This window comes from Sphaerisporangium perillae (assembly GCF_023276435.1).
GTDB lineage: Bacteria > Actinomycetota > Actinomycetes > Streptosporangiales > Streptosporangiaceae > Sphaerisporangium > Sphaerisporangium perillae.
On record NZ_JALLPO010000051.1, the window covers coordinates 35,664 to 62,610 of the forward strand.

The following is a 26,947-nucleotide window of genomic DNA, read 5'->3' on the forward strand; positions in this document are numbered from 1 at the left end:
TGACCGCTGCACTCATTGGCTCGCCGGCCGATCCGGCCGCCTTCGTCGGCCGGTTCGCCTGGCCGCTGTACTCTCGTGCGACGCGCGCTCACTTGGCTCCTCCGATGCGCTCGGTCAGCTCTTCGGGCGTCCAGCCCGGTACGGGCCGCGCGTCCCAGCCGGCCTCGGCGTAGGCGGCGTCCCGCCTGCGCGCCTCCTCGTCGTCTCCGGCCAGCACGACCGCGACCTTCAGCGCGGGCCATGCCAGTTCGGCGAGCCATGCCTGCTCGCCGAGCTCGTAGCCGACCCTCGGCGCGGGCACGCCGCGTTCCGCGAGGGTCTGGGCGAGCAGCGCCAGCCCGGGCTCGTCGGGATCCAGCAGGTCGAGGACGGGCTCCCATGGCTGCGACGCGGGCGTCTCCTCGCCGGGAACGTCCCCGTCCAGTGGACGCCGAACAACGGGTTCAGTGACGTCGGCGGGAGGCCGCCGTACGAACGGGGTGTCGTCGGTGAGGTCGTCGTCCAGCGGCAGCAGGCTGAGCGCGGTCAGGAACCCGCCTCCGTCCGCCGCGGCCAGCTGCGACGGATCGAACTCGTCCAGTCCGGTGAGCGCGAACTGCCCGCTGTCGCCCGCGCCGGCATCGAGGAACTGCAGCAGGTTGCCCCAGTAGAGCCAGGCCGCCCACCGGCGCCGGTGCGTCTCCTCGTCGGCGAGGATCGTGTCGATCCGGTCGTCGATCAAGGTGAACGCACTCCACGCGCGGTCGGCACGCTGGTCGAGCACGACCGTCAGCGGGCAGCCGACCGTGTCCGCGGCAGAGAAGACGGCCACCTGTCCCGGCGCGGCGTCCGGAAGGGCCGAGCCGCGCAGCGACGCCATTATCCGCTCGGGGACGCCGCCCGCGTCGGAGGCGCTGTTCGCGCGGACCACCCGCAGCGTTCCCGCGCACACCGCTTCGGCGCGGCGCAGCCATAGGAGCGGGTCCGGCTCGCCGAGGAAGGCGAGCAGGGTCTCGATGGGGTTGGTCCACATCGTGCGCACCAGCTCGTCGGGATCGCGTCCACGCTGTGCCGTCTGGTAGAGCCCGCGCGCGGCGCTCTGGGCGTTGCCCAAGTACGGTGCGCGCAGCGGCTCGCGTGAGGTGTTCGGGGCGAAGCCGCGCCCCTCCCACTCGTCGAGGTCCTCCCAGGTGAGCTGGAATACGAGGCCCCGGTGCGCGCGCAGCCGGGCGCGTTTGGCCGCGTCGTCGGCGAGCCGGTTGATCGCGGGCGAGGCGTGGTAGGCGTACCCGTCGAGGTAGACCGCGACCTGCTGCGTCTCCGCGTCCACCAGGCTGAACAGCACGTCGGGACGGGTCCCCTGGATGGTGTTCTGCAGGGTCACCCGCCAGTGCCGGATCATCCCGTCCGGGCCCTCGATGCGCAGGTCGGCGGTCTTCCTGCCATTCACGATCTCGCCGCGGGCCAGCGTGCCAGGCGTGTCGCCGCGGCGGGCCCACGCCTCCAGGCCGCCGAGGAACCGGGCTTCCAGCTCGCTCTCGACCTGGTCCCACAGGGAGATGTCGCCGGTGGTCGCGACGGCCGCGACCTCCCACTCCTCCAGCAGCGTGTCGAGCATGTCGAGCGCGTCGGTCCGGCTGACCTTGTCGTACAGGTTTCCGGGAACGTGGGAGAGCAGGCAGCGGTGACAGGCCCGCTTGCCGCGGTCCTCCTTGCAGCGGCATCCCGCCACGATCCGGTACGCCTCGTCCAGCACCTCGCGGAAACCCTCCGGGGAGGCGAGCCGGTGCAGGTAGCCGGTGCCGCCGGGGAGCTTGTCGTGCAGCACAAGGAAGCGCCGGCGGCGCCCGGTGTCGTGGTCGGGCATGGTGGCGGTGACGATGGACAGGTGGTCGGGGTGACCGCCGTACTTGGCGGCCACGCCCGCCATCAGTGCCGCCTGGAAGGAGGCCGTGCGCTCCTCGGCCATCAGCGTGGCGATGGGGAGCAGGATGCGCAGCGCCTCGGTGCCCAGCTCATGGGCGAGGATGAGCTTGACGTGCTCGGTGTCGCGTGCGGCGCGCCGGTAGGTGCACCACGGCCGGTGGTGCCGGCGCGACTGGTCGAACGAGGACGTGGCGACCAGCCCGTCGGACTCCCCCGTCGCCGGCGGCCCGTCCACGGTCGTGCCGCCGCAGGACGGGCAGGCGTAGAAGGGGTTGAGCCGGACGTCCTCCCCCGCGAACTTGTCGGTCGCCGGCCGGTCGTACCGGGTCGTGCCTAGGTTGAACCGGCGGATGACGGCCTTGCGGGTGAAGTCGACGCCGAACACCGCCTTGGCGTGCCGCCACGAGCCGGGCGCGATGTCGGCCACGTCGATGTCGACGGCGACGGCGGTCTCGTAGTAACGCCGCAGCCGGTCGTCGTTGTCGTCGCGGATCTGCACGTCGTCGCGGCGGTCGTGAGCGGTGACGCGCGTGGGACGCAGCACCTTGTGCAGGGAGCCCAGCTCGCCGATGTCCGCCCCGCCGCAGCGCGGGCACGGCGAGGTGTCGTCCTGGGCGCGGAACGTCCGCACGTGGCCGCAGCCGGGGCAGACCCGCCACTGCTCCCAGGCCGGGCGAGACGGGGTGCCGATGTCGAGCCCGCTGACCTGGTGCTGGTAGCCGCGCATGTAGAAGGAGTTGCCGGGCGCCAGCTCGGTGAGGGCCACCCCAGCCGACCGTTTGTACTCGCGGACCTCGCTGTGGTACTGCTCCTCCTCCTCCCAGGTGATCGTCGCCTCCAGCGCGGTCGCGGAGTCGATGAGGGAGTAGTTCGGCAGCAGCCCGAGCTCGACCAGCGCGGCCTGGGCGTTCTGCCGTCCGATCTCGCCCATGAGCCGGAACACGGCCCGCCGCTCGGCCGCCAGGGATCGCTTGATGACCTGCTGGCTCGGGTCGGACTCCACGAGCGCCTCGATCGCCGTGTCGATGACGTCCAGCCGTTCGCGCAGGTCGGCGAGGCGCAGGCTCCACGACTCCTCGGCGTCGCGCACGGCGGACGCCAGCCCTGCGGTGGCGAACGCACGCAGGTCGGCGGCGGCCTCGGCGCTCACCGACCCGCCGAACAGGTCGAGGAAGCCGTCGGCGAACGCCGTGCCCGACGCGAGCGCGGCGGGCACGAACCCGGCCAGCCACCCGGTCTCCCCGAACAGCGCAGACGCCCGCCGGGGCAGCGGCAGCACGCCCTGCTCAAGCCGGCCTCTGGCGCACAGGTCGACCAAGTGGGCGACGTACTGGCGCCGCAGGATCTCCACCGCCGACAGATAGCTGCCAGGCGGGACGATCTCCCCCGCGATCATGTCGCGCGGCTCGTTGAGGAAGTACAGGTCCCGCGGCGAGCGGCCGACCATGGTGACCAGGAACGCGTTCCCGGTACGGCGGCCGGCCCGGCCGACGCGCTGCACGTAGTTCGCGGGGCCTGGGGGCAGCGAGGCGAGGATGACCGCGGACAGGTCGCCGATGTCGATGCCCAGCTCAAGGGTGGGGGTGCAGGAGAGCACGTTCGGGTCGCTGTAGCGGGTGCCATCGCGGAACCGCTGCTCGACCTGCTCACGCTGGCGCCGGGTCAGCGCGCCGGTGTGCTCGGCCGTGACCACCCGGAACACCCCGTCGCCCCGATAGAGGCGGCGGTAGTAGTCGGCCTTGTGGTTCTGCGTGCCCCGGTCGGTCAGGAAGCCGCCGCAGCGGTAGCGGGGGCACGGCTGGCCGTACCAGTCGGCGACCTGCTCGGGCGGCACGGTCTGCTCCCACGCGCACCGGTCGCAACCGATCCCCGCGTCGTTGACCTGATCGTCCTCCAGCAAACGCACCTGGATGTGGCCCGGCTGCAGCCCGTACACGCCTGTGGACCCGTCGTCGGCCGTGCGCTTGGCGACGACGCCCTCGCCCGCGAGCATGGGCATCAGCCGCGACAGGTACTCACCGGCCTGTCCCCGGTTCAGTTTCAGGCAGCGGGTGGCCCAGTCCTGCGGCCAGCCCTGGTCGGCGTCGATGCGGTCGAACTCGGACTTCTTCTTGAACCGGTCGAGCAGGAACGTCGGCGCGCCCAGCCCGCGCGGGAATGCCGGCATGCCGTCCGGGCGGCGGCCCCAGATCGCGTTGTACCGGCTGGTCCCGGCGTTGCCGAGCCAGCGGTCCAGCCAGGCGTGCTTGATGGCACCCCGGTAGCGCAAGCGCTCCAGCAGGCCGAGCACGAACACCAGGTACCGCTCGTCGGTCTGCGTCTCGATCATGCCGGAGGTGGCGGTGTGCGCGTCCCGCGCGAGATCAGCGATCTTCATCGGGTCCGCGAGCACGACCTCGGCGGCGGCGGTGCGGGTGAGCTCCAGGGTGCGGCCCTGCCGGGAGCGCAGGCCGAGTTCCATGACGGCGGCGAACGCCAGGCGCTCGCCGATGAGGTTGCACGCCTCAGGCGTGCCGGTGGTCTCCCCGGCGAGGATGGCGTCCACCTCGGCCCGGTCGTGCAGGTCGGGCGGCACCACCGCGGGCAGTACGCCGGCCTCGCTGGCCGCCGCCGCCAGGTCGCCGATCAGGTCGTTCAGCAGGATCGGCGCCTCGGGGTCCAGGCGTGAGGTCAGCAGCCGCCGCAGCGAGAAGGCGTAGGACCGGTTGGCCACGAACCCGGCCCGGTGGGCGGCGTCCTGGACGGAGTCGTTGAACAGCAACGTCTTGCGCTGCTCGATTTCGAGCTGGTTGCCGGCGAACAGCTGGGTGATGGCGACCGAGGCGAGCGAGGCCAGGCCCGCACCCAGGAAGCGGATGCCCTCATCCAGCTCGCAGGCCGGGCAGCGGTCGTGCTCGGCGGCGTTGTTCGCCTCCTGCTTGGTGTCCAGGTTGGTCAGGACGAAGACGATGTCGCCCTGACCGTATTTGTCCTTCGCGGGGTCGTACGGCCGGACCCGCTCGCCGTCGAGGATCGCGAGGTTGGTGACAGTGGCCTCTACCTCGTTCTGGGTCGCCTGGATCAGCGGGCGTACCCGCTTCTTCTCCGCCCCGACGTTCGCCCGATAGATCTTCTCCGGGCTGGTGACCAGTTCGGACGGGTCGCGTTCGGGCGAGAACGCGGCCCAGCCCGAACGGCCGCAGTGGCGGCAGTAGACGGACGGCAACAACGTCTTGCCGAGTACGTTCAACGTGGAGTCGGCGTCCACGACGGGCAGCTCGCCGATCCAGGCGAAGGCCGGGGTGTGGTGCACCAGGCGCAGCAGCCGCGAGACCGCACGCACCCACATGTGCGTCTCGACCAGCAGGAACGGCCGGTTCGAGTCGCCGGGGTCGCGAGCATGTGACAGCAGTGCGACGAAGCGGGCCAGCGCGGTCGCCGCCCGGACCGGGTTGTCGCGGATGAACGCACCCCAGTTGTAGGCGCCGCGCCGGGGCAGCAGCTCCAGCATCTCGTCGAGCGTTTGCGGGCCACCGCTGAGCAGGTCGAGCACGGCCTGGGTGAGGATGTGCCGCTTCAGCACCTCCCCCAGTTCCTGCGGGGTGAGGTTGTTGCGGTCGGTGACCGCCGCGGCGAGTTGCTCCATCGCCCTCGGGTCGCGCAGCGGGTCACCGCAGGCGATCAGGTCCTCGGGGCCGGGCAGCGGCAGCGTGACGTCGATGTCCCCGATGAACTCCTCGGCGGTGAGCCGGTCCTCGCCCACCACGGCGTCCTCGGGGAACGCCGTGCCGAAGACCTGCTCGGCCACCTGGCGGATGACCTTCCCACCGTCGCTCTGCCCCGGGGCGGTCGCGGGGCCGCCGCTCCTGTTGGCGGGGGTCGCGCCGTTCTCCCCGAGGGTGGCGGAGGTGGCGACCGGGCAGATGTCGCCGAGCGGCCTGCCCGGCCGGGAGTGGCCGGTCGCGGCGGCCAGCCGGCGCAGCAACATCGCCACGTCCGTGCCCTGCGCGCCGTCGTAGGTGTGGAACTCGTCCACCACGACGTAGGCGAGCGCGGCGTCCTGCCAGAGCGGCAGGTCGTCGGCCCGCTGGAGCAGCAGGTCGAGCATCTTGTAGTTGGTGATGAGCACGTCCGGCGGGTTTCGCCGGATCTCGGCCCGCTGCGTCATCACCTTGGGGTAGCCGACTTCGGGGGTGTCGCCGATGTAGAGAGCGGCGGTGACGTCGCGCAGGTCTGGATGCTGGAGGTAGTCGTTGATTCGATGCGCCTGGTCGGTGGCCAGCGCGTTCATCGGATACAGCAGCACGGCCTTCACCCCGTGCTTTTCCTTGGCCCGCTCCCGGCGGCAGTGGTCCAGCACGGGGATGAGGAACGACTCAGTCTTACCCGAGCCGGTCCCCGTCGTGATCAGCGTCGGCTCGGCCTTCTTGCCGAGCGTGCTCAGCCGCTTGAAGGCCTCTGCCTGGTGCCGGTACGGCGTGAAATTGGGCGGCGCCCATTCCACGGCCCGCTCCCACCCGTCCTCCGCCGGCCGGAACGGCGTGCGGATCCGCAGGTACGGTCCGCGGAAGATGCCCTGCTCAGGGTGGTTGAGGAACCGCTCCAAAGCTTCCCGGACAGGCTGGTCCGCGAGCGCGAAGGTGGTGGTGAGGTACTGCGTCAGACTCCGCTGAAGCTCCTCCGCCGCCAGTGTCGGCCTCACGCGGCCTCCTTGTGAAGTTGTACGGCCCGCACGCCCGCAAAGACGACTTGCGCCCGCACTCCCGTTCGAGCGATCCTAGGAGATCTCACCTTGAGTGACGATATCTTTACGCAGTGCTTACCGCGTATATCGACGAGAGCCTTCGTCGCCGCCCCCACGACGACAGCGTCTACGCGATGGCCGCTGTGATCACACATTCCGCCGACCACAACGACATCAGACTGGCCCTCGAATCTCTCCGTCTCGGCAAACACGGCCGTCTGCACTGGCGTGACGAATCCCCGTCTCACCGACTCGACATCGCCGAGACCGTGGCCAAGCTGCCCTTGCATGGCATCGTGACCGTACGCATCCATGACAAGAACGTCCGACACGAGCGGGCGAGGCGGCTCTGTCTGGAACGTCTGCTCTACGAGCTCGATGCGGGAGGCGCCGAAAGAGTGATCCTCGAGAGCCGCTACACCGAAGACCGGCTCGACAGGAGTCTCCTGACCAGCCTGCGCCGGTCGCGTCGCGTTTCGCTGACGATGGAAGTGAGTTGGGCGTCGCCCTACGACGAGCCGTTGTTGTGGGCGGCGGATGCCGTGGTGGGCGCTACGACCTGGTGGCTTGACGGACAACCACGATATTTTGATGCGCTTGCCGACCAGATCCGAGTGATCTGCTTGGAGTGAGGGAACAACGCGAAGGCCGGGCACCCGATATCCCTCGGTAGTCCCGGCCTCACTTCCGCACTCCCAGGGGCGCGGCTCCATCCAGTATGTCTTACTAGAAGTGATCAGGCAAGCGCGTTGAGCCACGAGCATGAGCGAGAAGCCTGCGCGACCGGACGCGGCGCCGCGCCACCCGTCGAGATGGGTAACGCAGTCGAGGGCAGCAGGCCTGGCCACGAGTATGTTCGCCAGGCCGCTGGAGAGGGTGATGATGCACATCGGCTGCGAACCCGCGTGACCTGATGACACGCGAATTCCGGGCCACCACCTGCGGAGGTTAACCCGGCTCCACTTCATGACTCGGAGCGAGCCATGCACCACAGATCGTAGCCAGACGGTGCCTGCTGTCCACCCGATTCTGTCCTCGGCCTTGATGCCGGTCCGAATCGGGGAGGCGAGACAGCGCGAAGGCCGGACGCCCGACGCCATCGAGAGGCCAGGCCTCACTTCCAACACCCACCGGGGGTGCGGCACAGCCCAATGTGCTCATGCGAGGTGGCCGCGCAAGCGAGTTCCATGAGGCAAGAGGTGGTCCAAGGGGTGGGGAGTCCATATCCGCCCGGACACCCGCACCCCCTCCCCCTGACTGCGTGGGATTGCCCAACCCGTGCGCACGGGTCCCGTAGGGCTGCCCCACGGCCATGGCTTAGCCGGGGGATACACCGACCCAGAGCGCCAGACGGAATGCGGTACCGAGCCGGGGCCCATCCGCGGGAACGGATGGGCGGTAAGTGAGAACTATTAGATCGACGCCAGCACGTGTCCGTCAACTCACTTTGAGTAACAGGGGTGATCTTCACGCCACGCCGGACCGACGAGACGAGCGCAGAGGCCGGACGCCCGATTCCATCGGGAGGCCCGGCCTCCACTTCCGGCACCCACCGGGGGTGCGGCATGATCGAGGATGCCGCACCCTGCGTGACCGGGCAAACGGTTTTCGTCACGACGCGCTCTCGCCACCGGGTAGGACCCGCGCCTGCCAGCCGGACTGGCGCAGCCGCTCGGAGAAGACGGCATGCGCCTGGCGGTACTCGGCCTCCCGGTCGGCCTTGTAGAAGGGGGCGGTGTAGCCGTCGGGCACGGGGCCATCGATCTCGGGGTCGAGATGAACCATGAGCTGCTCGTAGTGGTCTTTGGTCTGGCCAGAACCGTAGGTGTTCCAGTTTTGCGCGACCTTTCGGCCACCGGCGTCGAAGTAGATCTCCTGCTCGTAGTCGAAGAGGATCGGGAATCGAGCGCGGTAGATCGCGACAAGTTGCTCGGCGGTCAGTCCCAGCCAGACCGCAACCAGCGCATCGATCTCGACGAGCGCGGCTCGCCGAGCCTGCTCGGCGCGGAGAGGGGTGTCCCGCTCCCATTCGGAGTCCACGTCTCCGAGCAACCTGAGCCCCGGCCATGCGACCGCCCACTCATCTGCCCGCCAAATGTCCTGGTATAGCTCGGACCACAGGTCTCTGTAAGCCTCGGTCAGGCAGTTGAGGCGCAGAGTACGAAGCAGCAGCATCTCCGCCATTGGATGGTCTGGCTCCGGCGCGGGAAGAATCTTCGCTTCCGATACTTCAAGATTTGCCCGAGACCCAATCCTTACCATGTAGTCTATCGGCAACCCCGCCCAAAATCCGGAAGTCAGCGCCGTCGACCGATTACATGTGAGCGCCATGCTAAACACACCGTGAATATGTGCAGGTCCGGGCGGGAATAGCGCCGGAAAGAAGCTTCTTTCAGTGTCCGAAGGAATCATTTTCCGCCATGCGACTCGGTAGAAATCGGTATATTTTTGGCCGTCCCAGTCGTCTTGGGCAGCCCGATAGGTCTCGACATCGGTGGCGCGACGATAGTTCGTGCCGGGGACCGCGTCCACCGGGAGCAAAGTGAGATCCTGCGGTCTGGCTCCGGTACCGGTGTCAGGCGGCTGCTTAAAAAAGGGTGTCGCCACCGAGAACTGCGGCCCCTTCAGAACAACCTCGCTCCAGTCCCTTGGCTCACTGACCTCCCAGCGAATCAGTCCTTCTTCCTTTGCACCTTTCTCGTGATAACCACCACTTATCTTCGGCCCGAGTCGGCCAAGACGGTGTTGGACACTACCTAGCGCAACGATTGCTTCTTGTTCCTCTGAAGTAACGGGATACAGAAGCCTGGTCTGCTCGACGGGGAGATCTACGTCTCCAGTAATAGACCGCCAAGTCTCGAGGATTGGTTTTTCCACCCGAACGACCCGGGCGGCATGAGGGCGGATATCCCAGTCGCCTTGATAACGGACGCCGGGCACTGCTCCATCGCCAGAACTCACGCTTGCCAGCAACAGCGACCCCGTGAGTGTGCCCGTATGGAACAACCAGCTTAGATGGGAGAAATCGATTTGTTGAGGCCGGCCGTAGATATGCAATCCAAAGTGACTACTCCTGTTGACCGGCGGCGGGAAGAAGCGATTCCCGGCGTTGACAAAGTCAGCATGAACTCGTAGCCGGGCATAGGAGGCAGCGCGAAGACGTCTTTCCCTATCTCCGATGAAATGCGTGTCCGGGTGGAGCAGACCGGCAGCCCCCCTCGCTCCGATATTTCCCCAAGCTCGAATCATGAAAGCCCGATAGAGATCGGGTTGCGTCCCAACCAGTAGCTCATAGGTCGCCGATGAACCGAAGAAGGCAGCCATGCCCGCCGGAGAGGAAAGCTCTGCGATGAAGACCCTCCGTGCCGTCTCCGCACCGAGCATCGTGACTCTGCGCTTTCGCCACTCCGCGACCGACGGCTTGTCCGCGAGTTTGAACCACGGCTCAAGCTCGGCGAGAACAGCACCTTCGTCCCAGGTGGGGCGGACCCAGGGAGGATTGCCGACCTGGAGGTCGAAGCCGCCCCGTTTCAAGACCTGGGCGAACTGGAGCTCCCAGTGGAAGAAGCCCTGCTGATCGGCCATGTCGCGTACTGCGCCCAACCAGGGGAAACGCTCGTCGAGCTTGAACTCCGAGTCCATGGCCATCCATGACTGCAACTCGTCCTCGTAGACCTCCAGGTCAGCCAGCGACGCGAAGCTTGCAACCAGGGAGTCCTCGGGGATGTCAGCACGACCGAGCACGGCCTCGGCGAAGTCGAGCCAGTCGTCTAGGGTCGCCAGTGGGATCGTCTCGCGCAGCGGCTCCAGGGTAGGGCGAGGCTTGCGGATCGCAGGCTTGGCCAGGCCACCGGCCTTGGCGGTGTTCGCATCCAGGGCGTAGTCGGCGAGGTCGAGTTGCTTGTCGCCGATGCTGAACAGGGATTCAGTGACGTAGACCTGTCCGAAGCCGATCGACTCCTCGATCGCCTTGGTAGTCTCGGCCGGCGTGTCCTCCTGCTTGGTGACCTGCACCACGACAGGCGATACACTGCCTGATCCGTAGTTAGTCGCTGTTTCTGCGGCGAGTCCTGCGTAGAGCTCGTCGGAGCCGTCGAGCAGGCCAGCCTTGTCGAGCGGCCAGAACCACAAGGCGCACCAGGCGTCCATGACCTTCTTCAGCCGCCAGTACGGCGTGCCCGGCGCGGTCAGGTCGTCGTAGACCTTCTCCTTAGGAACGGCGTTCTCCGGCTGCTCGATCCAGTCGGCGCCCCAGACGTGGATCCTGCGGCTGATCTCGCGTTCGGAGATGGTCAGCCGCTGCTGGACCAGGTCCCACAGGTATTCAGCTCGCCCGGACAGGGCCTGGAGGCGCTGGAGCTGGGTGAGCTTATGGCCTTGCTTCTTCTTGTCGGAGACGTTCTTGTGGATCTGCTTCCGCCAAGTCGCCAGCTTCTTGGCCTGTTCGGGGGCGAGTTCCCTGGCTTCCTTGGCTCCGGCGACCGCGCCCCAGCCCTCGGCGGGGAGCAGGAAGTGGTGGACCTTGCCGGAGGGCAGCTCGCCGGCGGAGAACGGCAGGTCCTCAGGGGCCTCCTTCAGCCAGGAGCCCTTGGTGAGCTGCGCCGTGCCGTACACCCGGCGGCCCGCGCCGATGAGTGAATTACCCCGCCGCAGGTGAAGGCCGAACCAGGGGGCCTGCAATCCCGGGTGCATGACATTGAGCCATACCGAGACCTCGGCCAGCTCGATGGCGGTCTCGTTGAGGTCGACGCCATAGGAGTTGTGCAACGCGACGTACGCCTTGACCTTCTGCAGCTCCTCCTCGTACGCCTCAGGGTCGATCGAGACGCCCAGCTCCTGCTGGCGGCGCTTGAGGTACTCGGCGGCGACCTGGTTGATCGCCTCGTTGAGGAAGGCGCCGGAGCCCAAGGCAGGCTCGCAGATCGTCCACTCCAGGATCTCCCGCGCCGGGGTGACCGTCTCGTCCTGGTCGAGGCGGTGCTGGAGCGCGAGCTGGACGGTGACCTGGGTCAGCGACTCGGGCGTGTAGTAGGACGCACTGGTCTCCCGGTCGCGGCCGGCCAGGCGGTAGACGAAGGAGCCTTCGCGGTAGCGGACGTACTCGCCGGTCTTGTGGCCGTCCTCGTCGACGGCGGGCACGAAGACCTCGGACGGGTAGTCGTCGACCTTGGAGGCCGGGATCATCCAGGAGCCGCCGGAGGGGTCGCCGCCCTTGGCGACCTCGTACAGCTCCTCGGTGGCGATGAACCCGGTGTAGGACATCAGGCCCTCGTACACCGCGCCGAGCTGGTTGATGCCGAGCTGCGCGTAGGAGATGAACCCGCCGCGCTCCTTGCGGCGCCCCTTGGTGAGCATGAGCTTGCGCAGCACCTTGTACAGCGTCTCGTTGCGCAGCCGGGTGTCGATCCTCGGTGCGTCCGGGTCGTCCTCGTCGAGCGAGATGGCGTTACGGCCGATGAGCTTGATGGCCTTCGGCTCGAACAGGTCGGAGCGGAGGGGTTCGAAGCGCAGGCCCTCGCCTTCGGAGGTCTCGGAGGTCTCCTCCCCCGTGCGGGGCCGGTGGCCGCCGTTGACCATGCGGAACAGCAGGTCGAGGGACTCGTACAGGTGGAAGGAGTTGCGCGCCTCCTCGCCGGACAGGTCACGTACGACCAGGTCGCCGAGGCGGGCGAGGCTGTAGCCCTTGGTGTAGTCCTCGTCGTCGGTAGGCAGGATACCGAGCTCCGGGCGGGCCTCGGCGTACAGCAGGAACAGGATCCGGTACAGGTAGCGCAGCGCCTCGCGGCCCAGCTCCTTGGCCAGCGCGCCGGGCTCCATGACTTCCTCGGGCCGCACGTCATGGGCGCGGATGCGGCCGAGCACCTCGTTGGCGATCAGCTCGACGGACTCCTTGAGGCCGTCGCGCAGCTCCTTGGAGACCCCGACGGCGTGGTTGCGGGAGTTGGCGAGCAGGTCGGCGAGCGGCTCGGAGCCGCCCTCCTCCGGGGGAAGCAGGGAGTCGGCGCCGAACAGAGCGGCGATGGTCTCCAGTTCCGCCGGGTTGTTGCGGCCCAGCGCGACGTCGAGGCTGACCGCGAGGTATCGACCCTCACCCCAAGTGGCGCGGTCGGCGAGTATGACCACGCCACCGGCGAGGAGGAGCACGTAGCGCGGCGGGTCGTCGGTGGCCAGCAGCCAGGAGGCCAGCTTGACGCCGGACGTGATCTGCTCGCGGTTGTCGAGCTGGACCGGGGCCAGAAGCCGACCGGACAGGTCGTCGTCGAGGGCGGCGTCCACGTCCGCGGCCCAGCCGCACTCGATGGCGACCAGGTGCTGGTCGGCGTAGGCGACCTGGACCAGGTACTCCTTACCTCCCCGTTCGATGGCCAGCTCGCGCGGCTGCGGGTCGAAGCCGAGGGCGCGCAGCACGTCGCCGTGCAGCTCACCCAGCTCCTTGCGCAGCTCGTCCTGCTCATCGGGGGTGAGCTGGTCGCCCTCGCGCAGCCGGGCGTCGAGGTCGGCGAAGAACGGCCGGTCGGCGAAGTACGGCTTGCCCAGCGCCCTCAGCCCCTTGCGTGGCGTCGTGCGACCGGCCTTCTCCTGCTCGGTCCACCGGGCGAGCAGGCCGTCCTTCTTCTTGAGGTCCTTGGGCAGTACCTCGGCCAGGTAGTGGGCCGAGAAGTAGTCGCCGCGGTTGACCAGCGAGTCGAAGCTCATCGGTGCCCATCCTGAGGAACGAGTACGGCGAGGACCCGCAGCAGCGGCTCACCCGTGATCTTGAGGGAGTCGAGCAGGCGCTGCTGCCGCTCGACGGTCTCGTGGACGAGTCGCTCCTTGCGCCCGCGCTGCGAGATGTGCACCCCGTCGAGGGTGAGCTGCTGCCACTCCATGAGCCGCCTCTGGTAGCTGTCGAGCGGCTCGACGACCTGCGCCTCGTACGCCGCGCGCCGGCTCTCCAGGTGCACCTGGGCTGTCGCGACCACCTCCGCGACCTGATCTTGCAACGACTGGAGATCGAGCCGACGGCCCGTATTGATCATTTGAGGGCCGACGCCGGCCTTGGTGAGGACCTCGGTCATCACCTGAGGGAGCACGCCGTCGGCGGTCACGGCCATCCACTCGACCACAGTCGGCTGCCCGAGACGGTTGGAGTAGATGCCCTGGATGAGGAAAGTCGGTTCGTCAACCTGAGCCGTGATGACCGGCGCCTTCTGGCGGCCGAGCCGGACCAGCACCTTGTCGGTCACCCAGTCGACCATCGGGTGCAGGTCGGACAGGTAGGCGATCTCCGGCCACATCGTCTCGGTCTTGCGCGCCTCAGCGAGCTTCCGCTGGGCGAGGTCACGGTCGAAGGTGACCTTCATCCGCTTGCGCACATCGCGGGTGCGCAGGTAGTCGGCAGGCAGCACGGAGAGCCGGTGAACCAGGTCCCTGGGGGGTTCGAAGGCGAGCATCTGCCCGTCGTCCTCAAGGTCCTCGAGCAGCTTCAGCGTGTCGACGGCCTCCTTGACGAACGCCTCGGAGCCGGCGAAGAGCTTGGGCACGTCCGCGCGGAGGGGGTCGGGGTTGACCGGGTCGGCGCCCACGGAGCCCAGCAGGTCGGCGAGGAAGTCCTCGACCGGGCGGTCCTCGATGGACTGCTCCACGGTCTTGCCGTCAAGGAGGTCCTGGATCAGGCGGCGTTCCTCACGCTCGGCGCGGTACTCGCCGGTGACGGCCTCGGCGGTGCCGAGGGTGCGGTGCGCGGTCGCCTCCTTCTCCAGGAGCTTCTCGGCGACGGTCCGGTCGTCCTTGGCGCCCTCGACGCCGGAAGTGAGGATGAGCGCCTTGAACTGCGGCTGCCGGGTCTGGCCGTAGCGGTCGATGCGGCCGTTGCGCTGTTCGATGCGGATCAGGCTCCACGGCACGTCGTAGTGGATCAGGTGGTTGCACTGCCGATGCAGGTTGACGCCCTCCGAGGTCACGTCAGTGGTGACCAGCAGGCGGACAGGGCTGTCGGAGAGCCCGAACCGTTCGATGATCTCCTGCTGCTGCTGGTCGGACATGCCGTTGCCAAGCATCATGTCGACCGCGCCCTTGCCGGTCAGCCCTAGTCGCTTGGGCAGGACCTCGGCGAGCCACCTGACGGTCTCGACGCTCTCGGAGAAGACCACGGCACGGGTGGCGCTACGTGGTCCCACGCCGATCGACTGCAGCTCCCGGACCAGCGCGGTGAGCTTGGCGGAGTCGTCATCGGTGATCTGCGCGGCCAGCCCCTGGAGGGTCTTCAGCGCGTCGATCTCGCGGGTCTCCTCGGCGTTCCTCAGCCGGTTGGCGACCGATTTGGCGAGCGCCTTGTGCGAGGAGAGGAACGCCTTGAGCAGCGTGTAGGGGAAGAGGCGGTTCTTGCTGCCGACGACGGGACCGCCGGTGCGCTCGTCGCCGGCGAGCCAGACCTGGGTGAGCTCCTCGAAGATCTTCTCCTCGGTGGGGCTGGCCGCGCACCTTACCGGGACGGACGGACCCCGGTCGGGCCACTTGCCGCCCATCTGGTCGCGCACCTCATGGTCGATCTTCGTGCGGCGGATGTAGAGGTGGTCGATGTCCTTGGCCGCGTAGCGGGTGTCGTCGACGATCGCGGCCGGGTCGAGCATGCGGATCAGCTCGGCGAACGACTGGCTGTTGCCGTTGTGCGGGGTGGCACTGGCGAGCAGCAGGGCGTCGGTGCGGCGGGCCAGCAGCTTGGCGAGCTTGTTGCGCAGGCTGGTCTCGCCGATCAGGTTGTGGGACTCGTCGATGACGACCGCGTCCCAGTCCATCTTCTCCAGGTGCTGGCCGTACCTGCCCTCGTTCTTGAGAGTGTCGACGGAGACGATGATCCGCTTGTAGTAGGTGAACGGGTTGCGACCTGCCGGGATCTCCCGCTGGATGCGCTCGATGCCGACCGAGTCGAGGCGGATCAGCGGGATGGCGAACCGGGTCCACAGCTCGTGCTGGAACTGCTCCAGCACCTGCTGCGGGGTGACGACGAGGATGCGCTCGCCGCGGCCGCGCCGGATCAGCTCGGCCAGAATGAGCCCGATCTCCAGCGTCTTGCCGAGACCGACGACGTCGGCGATGAGGATGCGCGGGCGCAAACCCTTCAGCGCCAGCTCGGCGGGGCGCTGCTGGTAGGGCAGCGGGTCGAGCAGGAACCGGTCGGCGAGCGCGAGGCCCTTCTCCGTCTGCGGCAGCGGCGTCCTGCGCAGGACCGCTTCGAGGAAGAGCCGGCTCTGGGCGAACCGCGGGGTCACGTCCTGCTCCAGGACGGTCTCCTCGGGCCTCAGCAGACTGACCTCCTCCAGCTTGGTGAAGAAGACCGCCTCCTCATCACGGACGAACTCCGACGCACCGACCGCTGTGATCTTGTAGCCGTCGTAGGTGGTCGGCGCGCAGGTCCGGACGATCCACTCGGCGTCCCGAACCTCGATGCGGGCGCCGGGCGGGTAGGACGTCTCGGCCACGGTTCTCCTCTTAGAAGCGGGCATTGGCAGCGTAGGAGCCGCGGAGGCGGTCGGCGAGCCGGGCTACCACCGAGCCCGGCACCACGACTTGGGACAGGTCGCGCGGTCGAGGCCGGGGAAGCGGTTCGATATCCACCGGGTCGTCCTCGCGCTCGACGTAGGTGGCCACGGCGAGCCGGCGGATGGCCACCGGAAGGGTAGTCCCTCCCCTGGTCGCCAGTTCCTCCAGCCTGTCGAACGCCTCTGCCACGGTGGGGCGCGCCGCGGGATCCTGGGCGAGCATCGCGGAGATCAGCGGCACGAACTCCTCCGGAAGCCCGTCCAAGTTCGGCGCCACGTCGGAACTGACGATCTTCATGAAAAGTGCCGCGACGGTCGCGCCGTCATAGGGGTAGTGCTTCGTCAGCGCGTACATCAGGGTCGCGCCGAGGGAGTAGACGTCGGTCGCGGCGGTGAGCTGTTTGGGCGTGTTGGCCTGCTCCGGCGACATGCAGGCCGGCGTCCCCAGCGTGGACTGGGTCGTCGTCAGATCGGTGGGGCCGTCGGCGAAGGCGACCAGGCCAAGGTCGATGACCTTCGGGCCCTCCCGGCCGAGCAGGATGTTGCCCGGTTTGAGGTCGCGGTGCAGCAGGCCCATCCGATGGATGTCCTTGAGCGCGTCGGCGATCAGTGCTCCGAGGGTGGCGACGTTCTCCGGGCTCAACGGGCCGCGCGTCTCGACGAACTCCTTCAGGCTGAGGCCGCGGACATACTCCACCGCGAGCCAGGGCCGATCCTCGTCGTCGCCGGAGGCGTCGACCAGTGCGGCGACATGGGGACCTTGCACCGCTCTGAGGGCATCGGTCTCGCGGGCGAAGCGAGAACGAACCTCCGCCCGGCTGACCAGGTCCTCGCGGATGACCTTGACGGCGACCGGCTCGTAGGTCTCGGTCACCCCGTAAAAGACCCGCCCCATGCCTCCACTGCCGAGCCGCCCGCGCAGCATTATGTCGCCGATCTGCTTGGGATCGGAGCGGTCCAAAGCGTCCACGCCCACCTACCTCGCCGGCGACATCGGAGAACGACACATCACGACCGGCCAGGATATGGGGCCATTTCGTGAGTGCCAGGGCTCACCTAAGAGACATCGCTCCGCACATCCACACTGATCGCCCCCCGGACAGTAGTGGATACCGGCGGACGTGTCTACAGGCTTGTACCTGTGTACTGATTTCACTGACTATCACTGGTATGGTCGGCTTTGTTGCAGATGGTGCGGGAGTGACCTGGAGCAGCATGAGTCAGCGGGAGCAACCCAGGTCACACATCACTCTTCCGTATCAGCTGTAAACCTCGATCCATCGAGCCACGTCTGACCCGTTGCGCCATCATGCACCACAATCATGCAGATCACTGCGGTAAGGCACCCATTCGAGCCTTGCCGCCCATCCCCAACGATGAAAGGACGTCGGTCGTCCGTGACGGAACAGGAGCTTGCCGACGAGCTTCGGCAGATCGCCGACCATCCCTACGTGGAGGCCCGCAGCCATCAATTGCGCGACCTCGCGGAGGCCGTCACCGAGTCGACCCGACTCTCATCCGTGAGCGTGAACCTCACGGATTCGCTGGCGGAACGTGCCAACGGCCCTTCTACCGCGAAGGCCGAACACTGGTGCGAGGTGGACCTGTTCGCCGCCTTCACACCAGAAGACACCCTGATCGCGGCGGGCCGATCGGCTCAAGCGCTGCCAGGCCGGAAGAAGCGGAGGATGTCGACTGGCGCCAAGGCGACGATCAGCTCTGCACTGGTGTTCGTCCCCATCTTGATCACCTGGTTCGGTCTCAAGATGGCCACCTCCGCCTACGGTGAGGCTCTCGATGCCGGCGGTCCCGAGGTGGCACGCCGTCCGTTCCTGGAGATGTGGCAGCAGGGTTTCGATGGCCGACTCTTCTGGCTGTTCAAGTTCGACAACATCGCCGCCTGCACCCTCGTGGTAATCGCCAGCCTCATCGTCTGGACGGTTTACGAGAGCACCAGCGGCCGCCGGGCCGAAGATCATTCGGATCAGGAACTGGCTCGGCTGCGCGCCCGGCTGCGCGCCGCCCTCACAGAGGCCACGCTGGTGCTCGGCCAGGTGCGGCTCTCCTCACCGACGCGCTTCACAGCTGAGCTCACCAAGGCGGCCGCCGAGGTCAAGAAGATCGGTTCGACGACGCGCAAGGTGCAGAGCGATCTCAACAAGGCGCTCATCCAGGCGCTGGAGTCCGCCGAGAAGGTATCGGACACGCTCATCGCCAGCGCGACCGACGTACAAGGAGCCGTCGAGGCACTCGACAAGCACCTCAGCCACATCAGCACCGCGTGCGTCGACATGACGGCTTCGGTGCGGCAGACGACGACCGTCATCGAGGCCACCGGCGTGAAGACCGAGCAGGCCCTGGTCAACGTGGGCGAGCACCTTTCCACGACCGTCTCCAAGACGACCCTCGACATGGGGACAGCCGTGGGCCATGAGCTCGCGGAGTCGACGCGTGCGGTGCAGGACGTGATCAGTGCCCTGGACCGGCGCGTCGTCGCGCTGGACACCCATATCGCTGCCCTCGACATGCGCATGGGCGACCTTGACATCCGGGTCGGCGCACTGGGCACGCGCGCGAGCGAGGTCGCCACCGCCGCGACGCGCATCGAGGTCGCCGTCGACGAGGCTCGGACGGCGGTCAGCAATTCGACGACGAAGGCCGCCGAGCTGTTCGGGCGGCAGATGAGCGACACGCTCTCCGTCACGGCGTCGGAGTTCCGCCACACGTTTGGCAGCACCAGCACCGACATCCGCGAGGCATTCAGCACGACCAGCACAGAGATCCGGGAAGCCCTCGGCGACTGGGCTACCATCGCCGGGGCTCACGCGCACCGCATCGAGACGGTCTCCGACACCTCCGGGCGGGCCATCAGCATGCTGGACGAGACGCGCGAGGTGCTCGACCGTCTGCCGACCGCGCTCGACGGCGTCCTTACCGATCTTCCGATGAGGATGAAGCAGCTCACCGACAGCGAGTTCGCCGAACTTAGGCACGCGATCATAGATTTGAAGTCCGCGGTCAGCCATGCGGCCGAGGTGCTCGCCACACCAGCACCCCTCGCGCCCCCGGAGATGGCCGCCGCATTCCCGGCCGTGAACCCTGGCTCCCTTGACGCATCGGCTGCGAACGGCGACCTGACAGGCAGGACGTCGTGACCCGACGGCGCAGGCCGACCACCCCGATCCTGCTCGCCGGATGGCTTTTCGCCGACCTCCTTCTCGGCCTCACGATCATCATGCTGGGCGCCCAGGCACCTCCGCCGATACCGGTCAGACCGCGCGCCGGTGTCAGCACCGCGACGCCCACGCCATCACCCTCCCCATCGCCATGCGCCACGAGGGTCGGCGGTGTCCGGGCCAAGCCGGTCGAGGTTTCCTTCCGGGTAAATCCCGGTGCCGGTGACGGAGCGCTCATCGCCCAAGTGAAGCGCTCCCTGCTCAAGCACCAGGACCGGCTCGCCGGTCGCCACGCCGGGATGGTCCTGACGTTCGGCGCCAACGGTGACGCGGGGAACGGCGTTCACCTCGCCACGCGCGTCAACACGGCCGCACGCAAGGCGTACCCGAAGATCTTCGGCACCGCCGCGACACGTAACTTCCACGACCTTGCCGCACCGAGCGGGTCGATCTCCATGGAGATCTACTTCGTCACGGACGGCTGTGCCCCGGACAACAAGAAAGCGTAGGCATCTCTTCGATGAGCGAGCAGGTACTTCCCTTCTACCTCGTCTGCGACGAGTCGTACTCGATGGACGGCGACCCGTTGGACGCGATCAACAAGGAGCTGCCCACGATCTACGACGAGATCGCCAGTAACCCGATCGTCGCCGACAAGGCGCGGCTCGGCATCATCGGGTTCAGCAGCATGGCCGAGGTCCTGCTACCCCTCGCCGACCTCAACGCGATCCAGGCGGTCCCGCAGCTCAGCGCGCGTGGAATGACAAGCTATGGCGCCGCGTTCTCGCTGCTTCGCGACACCATCGAGCTGGACATCAAAAGCCTCCGGCAAGCCGGACACGCCCCGTACCGGCCCACGGTGTTCTTCCTCACCGACGGCCAGCCCACCGACGAGGGGTGGGAGGCCCAGCACCAGAGGCTGGTGGACCCCGGTTTCGGTCCCCACCCGCACATCCTCGCCTTCGGATTCGGGGAGGCGCAGCCCGCGATCCTGACGCAGGTCGCCACGTTCCGCGCTTTCATCGCCAACGGCGACGTGTCCCCCACTCAGGCACTGCGTGAATTCGCCAAGCAGCTGCTGAACTCTGTGGTGAGCTCCGCGGTGGCATCGTCCTCCAGCCCTGACGAGCAGCCCCAGTTGGTCGTGCCCGATCAGGTGACGGGGTACACCGTCCTGCCCGTCGACCTCGTCTGATTCGGCGCCGGCCAAAGGAAGACACTTACGTGGAGCAAATGCACGAGGCCTCGTCAGGGGACACAGTGCCCGACATCCCGGATCCGCTCGTGATCGGCCGCAGGCCGATGGTACGCCCGGCGCTCACAGGCTTGCCCGATGTGGTCGCACGGCGCCCGGACAGCGAGCTGGACGGCGCCAACCTGCCCGGGCTGGTCGTACGCGGGGCATCGATCCGTGGCGAACTCCATCAGCACCTCGGCCAGACCCGCCAGGATGCGATGGGGTTCTGGCAGCTCGACGAGACGAGGCTTCTCGCCTGCGTCGCGGACGGACTCGGCAGCAAGGCTCTGTCGCACATCGGAGCCGCCGAGGCCTGTGCCTCAGCGCACTGCAATGTCGAAGATCTCTTCGAGCCGATCACGTGGGACCTCCGGCCAGAGGCCTATTTCGAGAACATCGCCGACGACCTCGCGAAACGCGCCGAGTCAGGGCTTGACGGGCAGCCGGTGCCAGCCGTAGAGCTCAGCACCACGCTGGTGGTGGCACTTGTCGACACCGCGCAACGGCAGGCGACCTTGATGCGCGTCGGGGACAGCGAGGCGCTGCGCCTGCGCGAGGGAGAGTGGGAGGCATGCTTCCCGCAGAAGGTGGAGGAGTCGGTCAGCTCGTCGAGGACTCACTCGCTGCCCCGTGACACGGGCCGCGTGGAAACCGAGGTAGTAGACCTCCGAGTCGGCGACATGCTCCTGCTCTGCACTGATGGCCTGGCAAGACCCATGGCGAGCGACGAGGTGCAGGCCCAGCTCGCCGCCTGGTGGGGTCAGCCCGCCGCACCCTCACTCCCGACGTTCTTCTGGCAGATGCGCTTCCGGGCCAAGTCGCATGACGACGACCGGACCGCGATCTGCGTGTGGATGGTGTGAATGTCATTCGTGCCGCACCAGCTGGACCGGCAGCGCGACTCGCTCGACCTGGAACCCGAGCCGTTGGGTTCGGGCGGTCAGGGCGTCGTCAAGCGGCTTCGCGGCCCGCAGCAGCTGGTCTACAAGGAGTACATGCCGCAGGCCGGCACAGTCGACGGCAGAGCGCTTGCCGAAATCGTGGATTTCGGACGTTCCCTGCCAGCTACCGACCAGCAGACTGTGCTGAGGCAGTGCGCGTGGCCGGTTGCCCGTGTCGTCGCAGGTAACCGCGTCACCGGCTTTCTCATGCCGGAGGTACCACGACACTTCTCGGCCACCATCGGCAGGGCCGTCCGCCTCGTCGAGCTGCAGTACCTGCTGTACAAGCCCGGCCAGGCCTGGCGGAACCTGTACCAGCCGAGCATCCAGCAGCGGCTGCACATTGCCATGCGGGCCACCGAGCTCGTCGAACTGCTGCATAAGCATGGCATCGTGCTCGGGGACATCTCCTATCGGAACCTGTTGTGGCAGCCGGCGGAACCGCACGGCGTCTTCCTCCTCGACTGTGACGGCTTCCGGCGCCAGGGAAGAGAACCGGTGCTGCGGCAGGCCCACACCCCCGACTGGAACGACCCCTACCAACCGCGCACGGGGCCCGATCTCGACACCGACCGGTACAAGCTCGCGCTGCTGATCGGGCGCGTGCTGTCGCGGAACGCGCATGTCCGGCCCGGTGACGATCTCAAGCTACTGCCCGGCCTAGACCCGAACGTGGCCCGGCAGGTCGCCGAAATGTTCGCCCTCGCCGCCCGGCCCTACGGCCAGCGGCCGATCGCCGCCGAATGGCTTCAGTCGCTGAACGGCCGCCGATGGATCCTCCTATCGCCAAGGCCGTTGCAGAAGACGAGCATGCCTGCAGCGGCAGACCGAGTTACCTCGCAGGTGCCCCGAGGTTCCGTGCCGGTGGGGCGAAGCCGCGGTGCCTCTTCCGTACCTGCCACACCGCTTTCAGTGGTGCCCAGTACCCCGCCACCGCGCGGGGAGATCTCGGTTCGTCCGAGAGGCCCGGTGACGTCTCGGCCGGTCGTCGTGACGCCGCCGCTTTCGATTCCGTCCCAGAAAGCGCCAACTCCTGGCCCCATTGAGGCGAGTGTCGGCACGTCTGTATCCCCTCCGCCAGTGTTAGCCCCGACGTCCGCCGGACTCGGCGAACGAGTGGTCACCTCCGAGACGTACGTCGAGCAACGGGATCTCACCCCGAATCCGATACCCGATGACACGATGGCCGCCCTGCTCGACGCCCTGGAAGCCAACGGCGGGCGCCTCTCTATAGCGGAAGTGGCCAAGGTGATCGTCGAGCAGGTGGACAGGACCAGGCTTCTGATGTCGACCGCGAAGCGGCTGCTGAATATCGACGCACCCCTCCTCACCCTCAAGGACGGTGATCAGACCGTCGATCTCAACCTACGGCTCCTCAAAGAACAGTTCCTCGACGAGGAAGGTCAACTCTGATGGCAAAGGTCAGCCGGCTTCGGCGGCGACGGATCATCGATGCCCTGTCTCGCGGCACCGTCCCGCAGAGCGACCTCGATCTCTTCGCCATCGGCATGGAACGTTTCGAGAAGACGCTGGACGAGGACTTGAGCGTCGCGGCGGGCGGCGGGGCGGGTTTCAAGGCCATCCGCGGTGAGTACGGTTCGGGGAAGACCTTTTTCGCTCGCTGGCTCGCCGAGCGGGCGAAGCGCATGCGGATGGCCACCAGCGAGGTCCAGATCTCGGACGGCGACACTCCGCTGCACCACCCGCAAGCCATCTACCGGGGATTGATCCGTTCCCTCTCCACGGCGGGTAGCCCACCCAGCGCACTTCGGGACATCGTGGACGCCTGGCTGTTCCGTCTTGAAGAGGAGGTTGAAGTCGCGAAGGGCATCTCTCGCGACGACAGGAGGGCGATTGGCGCGGCGGTTGACGAGCGGATCGAGTCCCGCCTGTCTGGAGTGTCACGTAATGTTCCGGCCTTCGCCACGGCGCTGCGGTTCTACCGCCAGGCGCGACTCTCCGGCGACGCGGCCACAGCGGACGGACTGCTCGCCTGGGTGGGCGGACAGCAGAACGTGGCCGCGTCGATCCGCCGCTACGCCGGCCTCAAGGGTGAGGTCGATGCGAGCAACGCGTACAGCTTCATGGAGGGCCTGCTCACCGTACTGCGTGATTGCGGTCATCCCGGGCTGCTTCTGGTGCTAGACGAGGTCGAGACCGTGCAGCGTCTACGAAGCGATTTCCGCCTGCGGAGCTTCGAGGCCCTGCGTGGAATGATCGACAACATCGACCGAGGTAAGTTCCCCGGCCTCTATCTCGTCATCACCGGCACTCCGGCCTTCTACGAAGGTCGTCAGGGCGTGCAGCTCTCCCCTCCGCTCGCTCAGCGCCTGCACACCGATTTCGCGACCGATGCCCGCTTCGACACCGCGCGTGCCATACAGATCCGGCTCACCGGCTTCGACCATGACCGGCTCGTCGAGCTCGGTTGCGTGGTGCGCGACCTCTACGCCCAAGGTGACCCGGCAGGGGGCCGGATCATGAGTAAGGTCGACGACGGCTACGTCAAGGACCTCGCCACCGCAGTGGCGGGACATCTGGGGGTGGGAACGGCTCCCCGGGTGTTCCTGCGGAAGCTGGTCGCCGACGTGTTGTTCCGCGTCTCGGAACACGAGGACTTCGATCCCCGTGTCGACTACAAGCAGGTGAAGTTGGCCGAGTCGGAGTTGACCGCCGAGGAGCAGAACGCCATGCGCACGGCTCGCCGTCCGATGTCGGCCGCCGAAGTAGACCTCGATCTCCCGTGACCTCGCCCTCCGCTACCCTCCATCCCACGCTTGCGTACCACCTCGCCAACACCCTCGGCTGGTCCCGGCTTCGCCCGCTCCAGACGGCGTCACTCGATCCCATCGAGAACGGGTCGGACGCGCTGCTCGTTGCTCCCACCGCGGGTGGGAAGACCGAGGCCGTCGTCTTCCCGCTGCTGTCGGCCATGGAAAGGCAAGAGTGGACCGGCCTGTCGGTGGTGTACGTCTGCCCGCTGAAGGCGCTGCTCAACAACCTGCTACCGCGGCTGCGGGCTTACGCGGGCTGGCTTGGCCGGCGGGTGGAGATTTGGCACGGCGACGTACCGGGCTCGCGACGGCAGGCGATCCTGCGTGACCCACCCGACCTGCTGCTGACCACGCCGGAGTCGCTGGAGTCGATGCTGATCAGCCGAAGCGTGGATCACCGGCGTCTGTTGGGCGACCTACGTACCGTCGTCGTGGACGAGACGCACGCTTTCGCCAAGGACGATCGGGGCTGGCATCTGCTCAGCGTGCTGGAACGCCTCACCCATCTAGCGGGCTGTCCCCTCCAGCGGATCGGCCTGTCGGCCACGGTGGGAAACCCGCAGGATGTGCTCACCTGGCTGCAAGGCTCCAGTGCCGGCAACCGTCCGGCACAGGTGATAGCGCCGGACACCACCACCGAGACGGCTCCCGCGGAGGTGGAACTGGATTATGTGGGGTCGCTATCCAACGCGGCACGGGTCATCGCCTGGTTCCAGGGCGAGAAACGGCTCGTGTTCTGCGACTCCCGCCGCATGGTCGAGGAACTGGGCGAGCTACTTCGGGGTCTCGGCGTCACGACGTTCCTGTCCCACGCCTCGCTGTCGGCCGACGAGCGTCGCCGCGCCGAGGAGGCCTTCGCCGAGGCCCAGGACTGCGTCATCGTCTCCACCTCCACTCTCGAACTGGGCATCGACGTCGGCGACCTGGACCGGGTCATCCAGATGAACGCGCCATGGTCGGTCGCCTCCTTCCTGCAGCGGCTCGGACGGACCGGGCGGCGGGCCGGGACCAAGCGCAACTGCCTTGTCCTCGCGCTCACTCATGACGACCTCCTCGTCTGCGCCGGACTTCTGCAACTGTGGAGCACGGGCTTCGTCGAGCCGATCCAGCCTCCTCCCTCCCCACGGCACATCGTCGCCCAGCAACTCCTGGCGCTCACCCTGCAGGAAGGGCGAATCGGCGACGCCATGTGGCCCGACTGGTGGGCAGACCTCGCTCCGTTCGAGCGCCACTCGGCTCAACCGATACTCGACCATCTCGTCCAGGACGGATTCCTGGAGAAGGACGGTTCCTGGCTGCACATCGGACCGAAGGCGGAGGAGCGTTTCGGGCACCGCCACTTCATGGAGCTGGTGGCAGTGTTCACCGCGCCGCCGGAGTTCACCGTCCTGCACGGGGGCAAGGAGATCGGCCGCACCGATCCGGCGCTGCTGACCTCGTCGGTGACCGGTCCCCGACTGCTCCTGCTGGCCGGGCGAACCTGGCAGGTGGACTGGATCGACTGGAGGCGACGGCGCTGCTTCGTCGATCCGGTCGAGGGCACCGGAGGCGAGGCCCGCTGGTCGTCGACCGGGTTCTTCGGCATGTCCTTCCCGCTCACGCGCGCCATGCGCGACGTCCTCCTGGGCGCCACTCCCCCGATACGGCTGACCCCGCGTGCGGTCGACGTACTGGCCAAGGTGCGTGCGGAGCATGCCGATACCGTCCACGCGACGGGCACCGTCATCGTGCGGACCGATGGTGATCTTCTCTGGTGGACATGGGCGGGATACCGGGCCAACGTCACGCTCAAAGCCACACTTGGACCACTCGCCGATCCGACGCACCGCGTGAACGACCTGAACATCAGGCTCCGCAATGACCTGACCCGATCGGATTGGCAGTCCGCCGTGCGGGGTCTCGCGAATGATCTGCGTTACCCGGAAGTCGACGAACGGGCACTCAACGGGCTGAAATTCAGCACAGCCCTTCCTCGTCCCCTGGCCGTCGAGACCTTGTCCACCCGGCTCGCCGACTTCGCCGCGGCAAGAACCGCCCTCGCAGAACCAACGCGCCTCATGGTGCGGTGACCGGAAAGGACGACGTGTGTTCGACCCTCAGACGGAGGAACGGCTACGACGCCTGCTCGACCTGGCGGCTCACCCTGGTACACCGCAGGGTGAACGTGAGAATGCCCTGAACGGAGTACGTGCCGTGCTGTTTGGAGGAAGCCAAGCACACGGCGCAGGGAAGAGCACCTCATCGGCCTTCCTCGAGAATCTCCGCACCCTCACGCACAGCGTCGACGAGGACGTCATCTACGCGGTCATGAGCGCTGTCCACAGCAGCAGATTCGGCGGGAAGAGGCGAGAACTCGCCGAGTCTCTTGAACGCGCCTGCAACATGTGGATCATGTTTGCCACAGCCCACACGGAGTTCGACGTGCGAACGCGGGCGATGAAGCTACTCGCCAAGGTCGAAGATGGAGCGGCAGGTCCTTCGGGCAGCCCTTACGTCCAAGAAGTCAACGAGTGGGACCGGCACACCCACCGAGACCGTCCCCACCCTCCCTGCCAAAATGGATAGAGGTAGCAAACAGGCGCAAAACTCTGCATCGAGGGTGGGGAAGGAGACATCCCTTCGTGGGAGCGAGCAAGCCGGATCCGCAGATCCCTGACCCGCAGGTGCGTG

The 26,947-nt window shown here is 67.4% G+C and carries 13 protein-coding genes; 9 read left to right on the top strand and 4 right to left on the bottom strand.

Going from position 1 to position 26,947, the window contains the following annotated elements:
• Positions 1–88 precede the first annotated feature (88 nt).
• Positions 89–6,586, bottom strand: coding sequence for a DEAD/DEAH box helicase (locus tag MYF83_RS36175; RefSeq protein ID WP_248965309.1), 6,498 nt, complete (start codon positions 6,584–6,586; stop codon positions 89–91).
• A 113-nt stretch (positions 6,587–6,699) separates the two neighbouring features.
• Here MYF83_RS36175 and MYF83_RS36180 point away from each other — a divergent pair, with 113 nt between their 5' ends.
• Positions 6,700–7,260 carry a hypothetical protein gene (locus MYF83_RS36180; protein ID WP_248965310.1) on the top strand — a complete coding sequence of 187 codons (561 nt, stop codon included), beginning with the start codon at positions 6,700–6,702 and terminating at the stop codon, positions 7,258–7,260.
• A gap of 979 nt (positions 7,261–8,239) precedes the next feature.
• Here MYF83_RS36180 and MYF83_RS36185 read toward each other — a convergent pair.
• The 3 genes from MYF83_RS36185 to MYF83_RS36195 are packed head-to-tail and all read right to left on the bottom strand — an operon-like array spanning position 8,240 to position 17,119.
• Positions 8,240–13,324: a DNA methyltransferase family protein gene (locus tag MYF83_RS36185; protein ID WP_248965311.1), complete on the bottom strand. Its 5,085-nt coding sequence runs from the start codon at positions 13,322–13,324 to the stop codon at positions 8,240–8,242.
• Complete coding sequence (locus MYF83_RS36190; RefSeq protein ID WP_248965312.1) at positions 13,321–16,089, bottom strand: DEAD/DEAH box helicase; 2,769 nt, start codon at positions 16,087–16,089, stop codon at positions 13,321–13,323. The genes MYF83_RS36185 and MYF83_RS36190 overlap by 4 nt, the downstream gene beginning before the upstream one ends.
• A 10-nt stretch (positions 16,090–16,099) precedes the next feature.
• Positions 16,100–17,119 carry a serine/threonine-protein kinase gene (locus MYF83_RS36195; protein WP_248965313.1) on the bottom strand — a complete coding sequence of 340 codons (1,020 nt, stop codon included), beginning with the start codon at positions 17,117–17,119 and terminating at the stop codon, positions 16,100–16,102.
• A gap of 427 nt (positions 17,120–17,546) precedes the next feature.
• On the opposite strand from MYF83_RS36195, the gene MYF83_RS36200 reads away from it, so the two are divergent.
• The 8 genes from MYF83_RS36200 to MYF83_RS36235 all read left to right on the top strand — a co-directional run bounded on the left by MYF83_RS36200 (position 17,547) and on the right by MYF83_RS36235 (position 26,842).
• Entirely contained in the window at positions 17,547–19,304 is a 1,758-nt protein-coding gene (locus MYF83_RS36200) for a coiled-coil domain-containing protein (protein WP_248965314.1), read from the top strand.
• Positions 19,301–19,834 carry a hypothetical protein gene (locus MYF83_RS36205; RefSeq protein ID WP_248965315.1) on the top strand — a complete coding sequence of 178 codons (534 nt, stop codon included), beginning with the start codon at positions 19,301–19,303 and terminating at the stop codon, positions 19,832–19,834. The genes MYF83_RS36200 and MYF83_RS36205 overlap by 4 nt, the downstream gene beginning before the upstream one ends.
• A gap of 11 nt (positions 19,835–19,845) precedes the next feature.
• On the top strand, positions 19,846–20,520 hold the full coding sequence (locus MYF83_RS36210; protein ID WP_248965316.1) for a vWA domain-containing protein: 675 nt from the start codon (positions 19,846–19,848) through the stop codon (positions 20,518–20,520).
• Between the two features lie 65 nt (positions 20,521–20,585).
• Complete coding sequence (locus MYF83_RS36215; protein WP_248965317.1) at positions 20,586–21,425, top strand: protein phosphatase 2C domain-containing protein; 840 nt, start codon at positions 20,586–20,588, stop codon at positions 21,423–21,425.
• Positions 21,426–22,916 carry a hypothetical protein gene (locus MYF83_RS36220; protein ID WP_248965318.1) on the top strand — a complete coding sequence of 497 codons (1,491 nt, stop codon included), beginning with the start codon at positions 21,426–21,428 and terminating at the stop codon, positions 22,914–22,916. It abuts the gene before it with no gap.
• Positions 22,916–24,250 carry a BREX system ATP-binding protein BrxD gene (gene brxD / locus MYF83_RS36225; RefSeq protein ID WP_248965319.1) on the top strand — a complete coding sequence of 445 codons (1,335 nt, stop codon included), beginning with the start codon at positions 22,916–22,918 and terminating at the stop codon, positions 24,248–24,250. The genes MYF83_RS36220 and brxD overlap by 1 nt, the downstream gene beginning before the upstream one ends.
• Positions 24,247–26,346, top strand: coding sequence for a DEAD/DEAH box helicase (locus MYF83_RS36230; RefSeq protein WP_248965320.1), 2,100 nt, complete (start codon positions 24,247–24,249; stop codon positions 26,344–26,346). Before brxD ends, MYF83_RS36230 begins: the two co-directional genes overlap by 4 nt.
• A 16-nt stretch (positions 26,347–26,362) precedes the next feature.
• Complete coding sequence (locus tag MYF83_RS36235) at positions 26,363–26,842, top strand: hypothetical protein (RefSeq protein WP_248965321.1); 480 nt, start codon at positions 26,363–26,365, stop codon at positions 26,840–26,842.
• Positions 26,843–26,947: the final 105 nt, after the last annotated feature.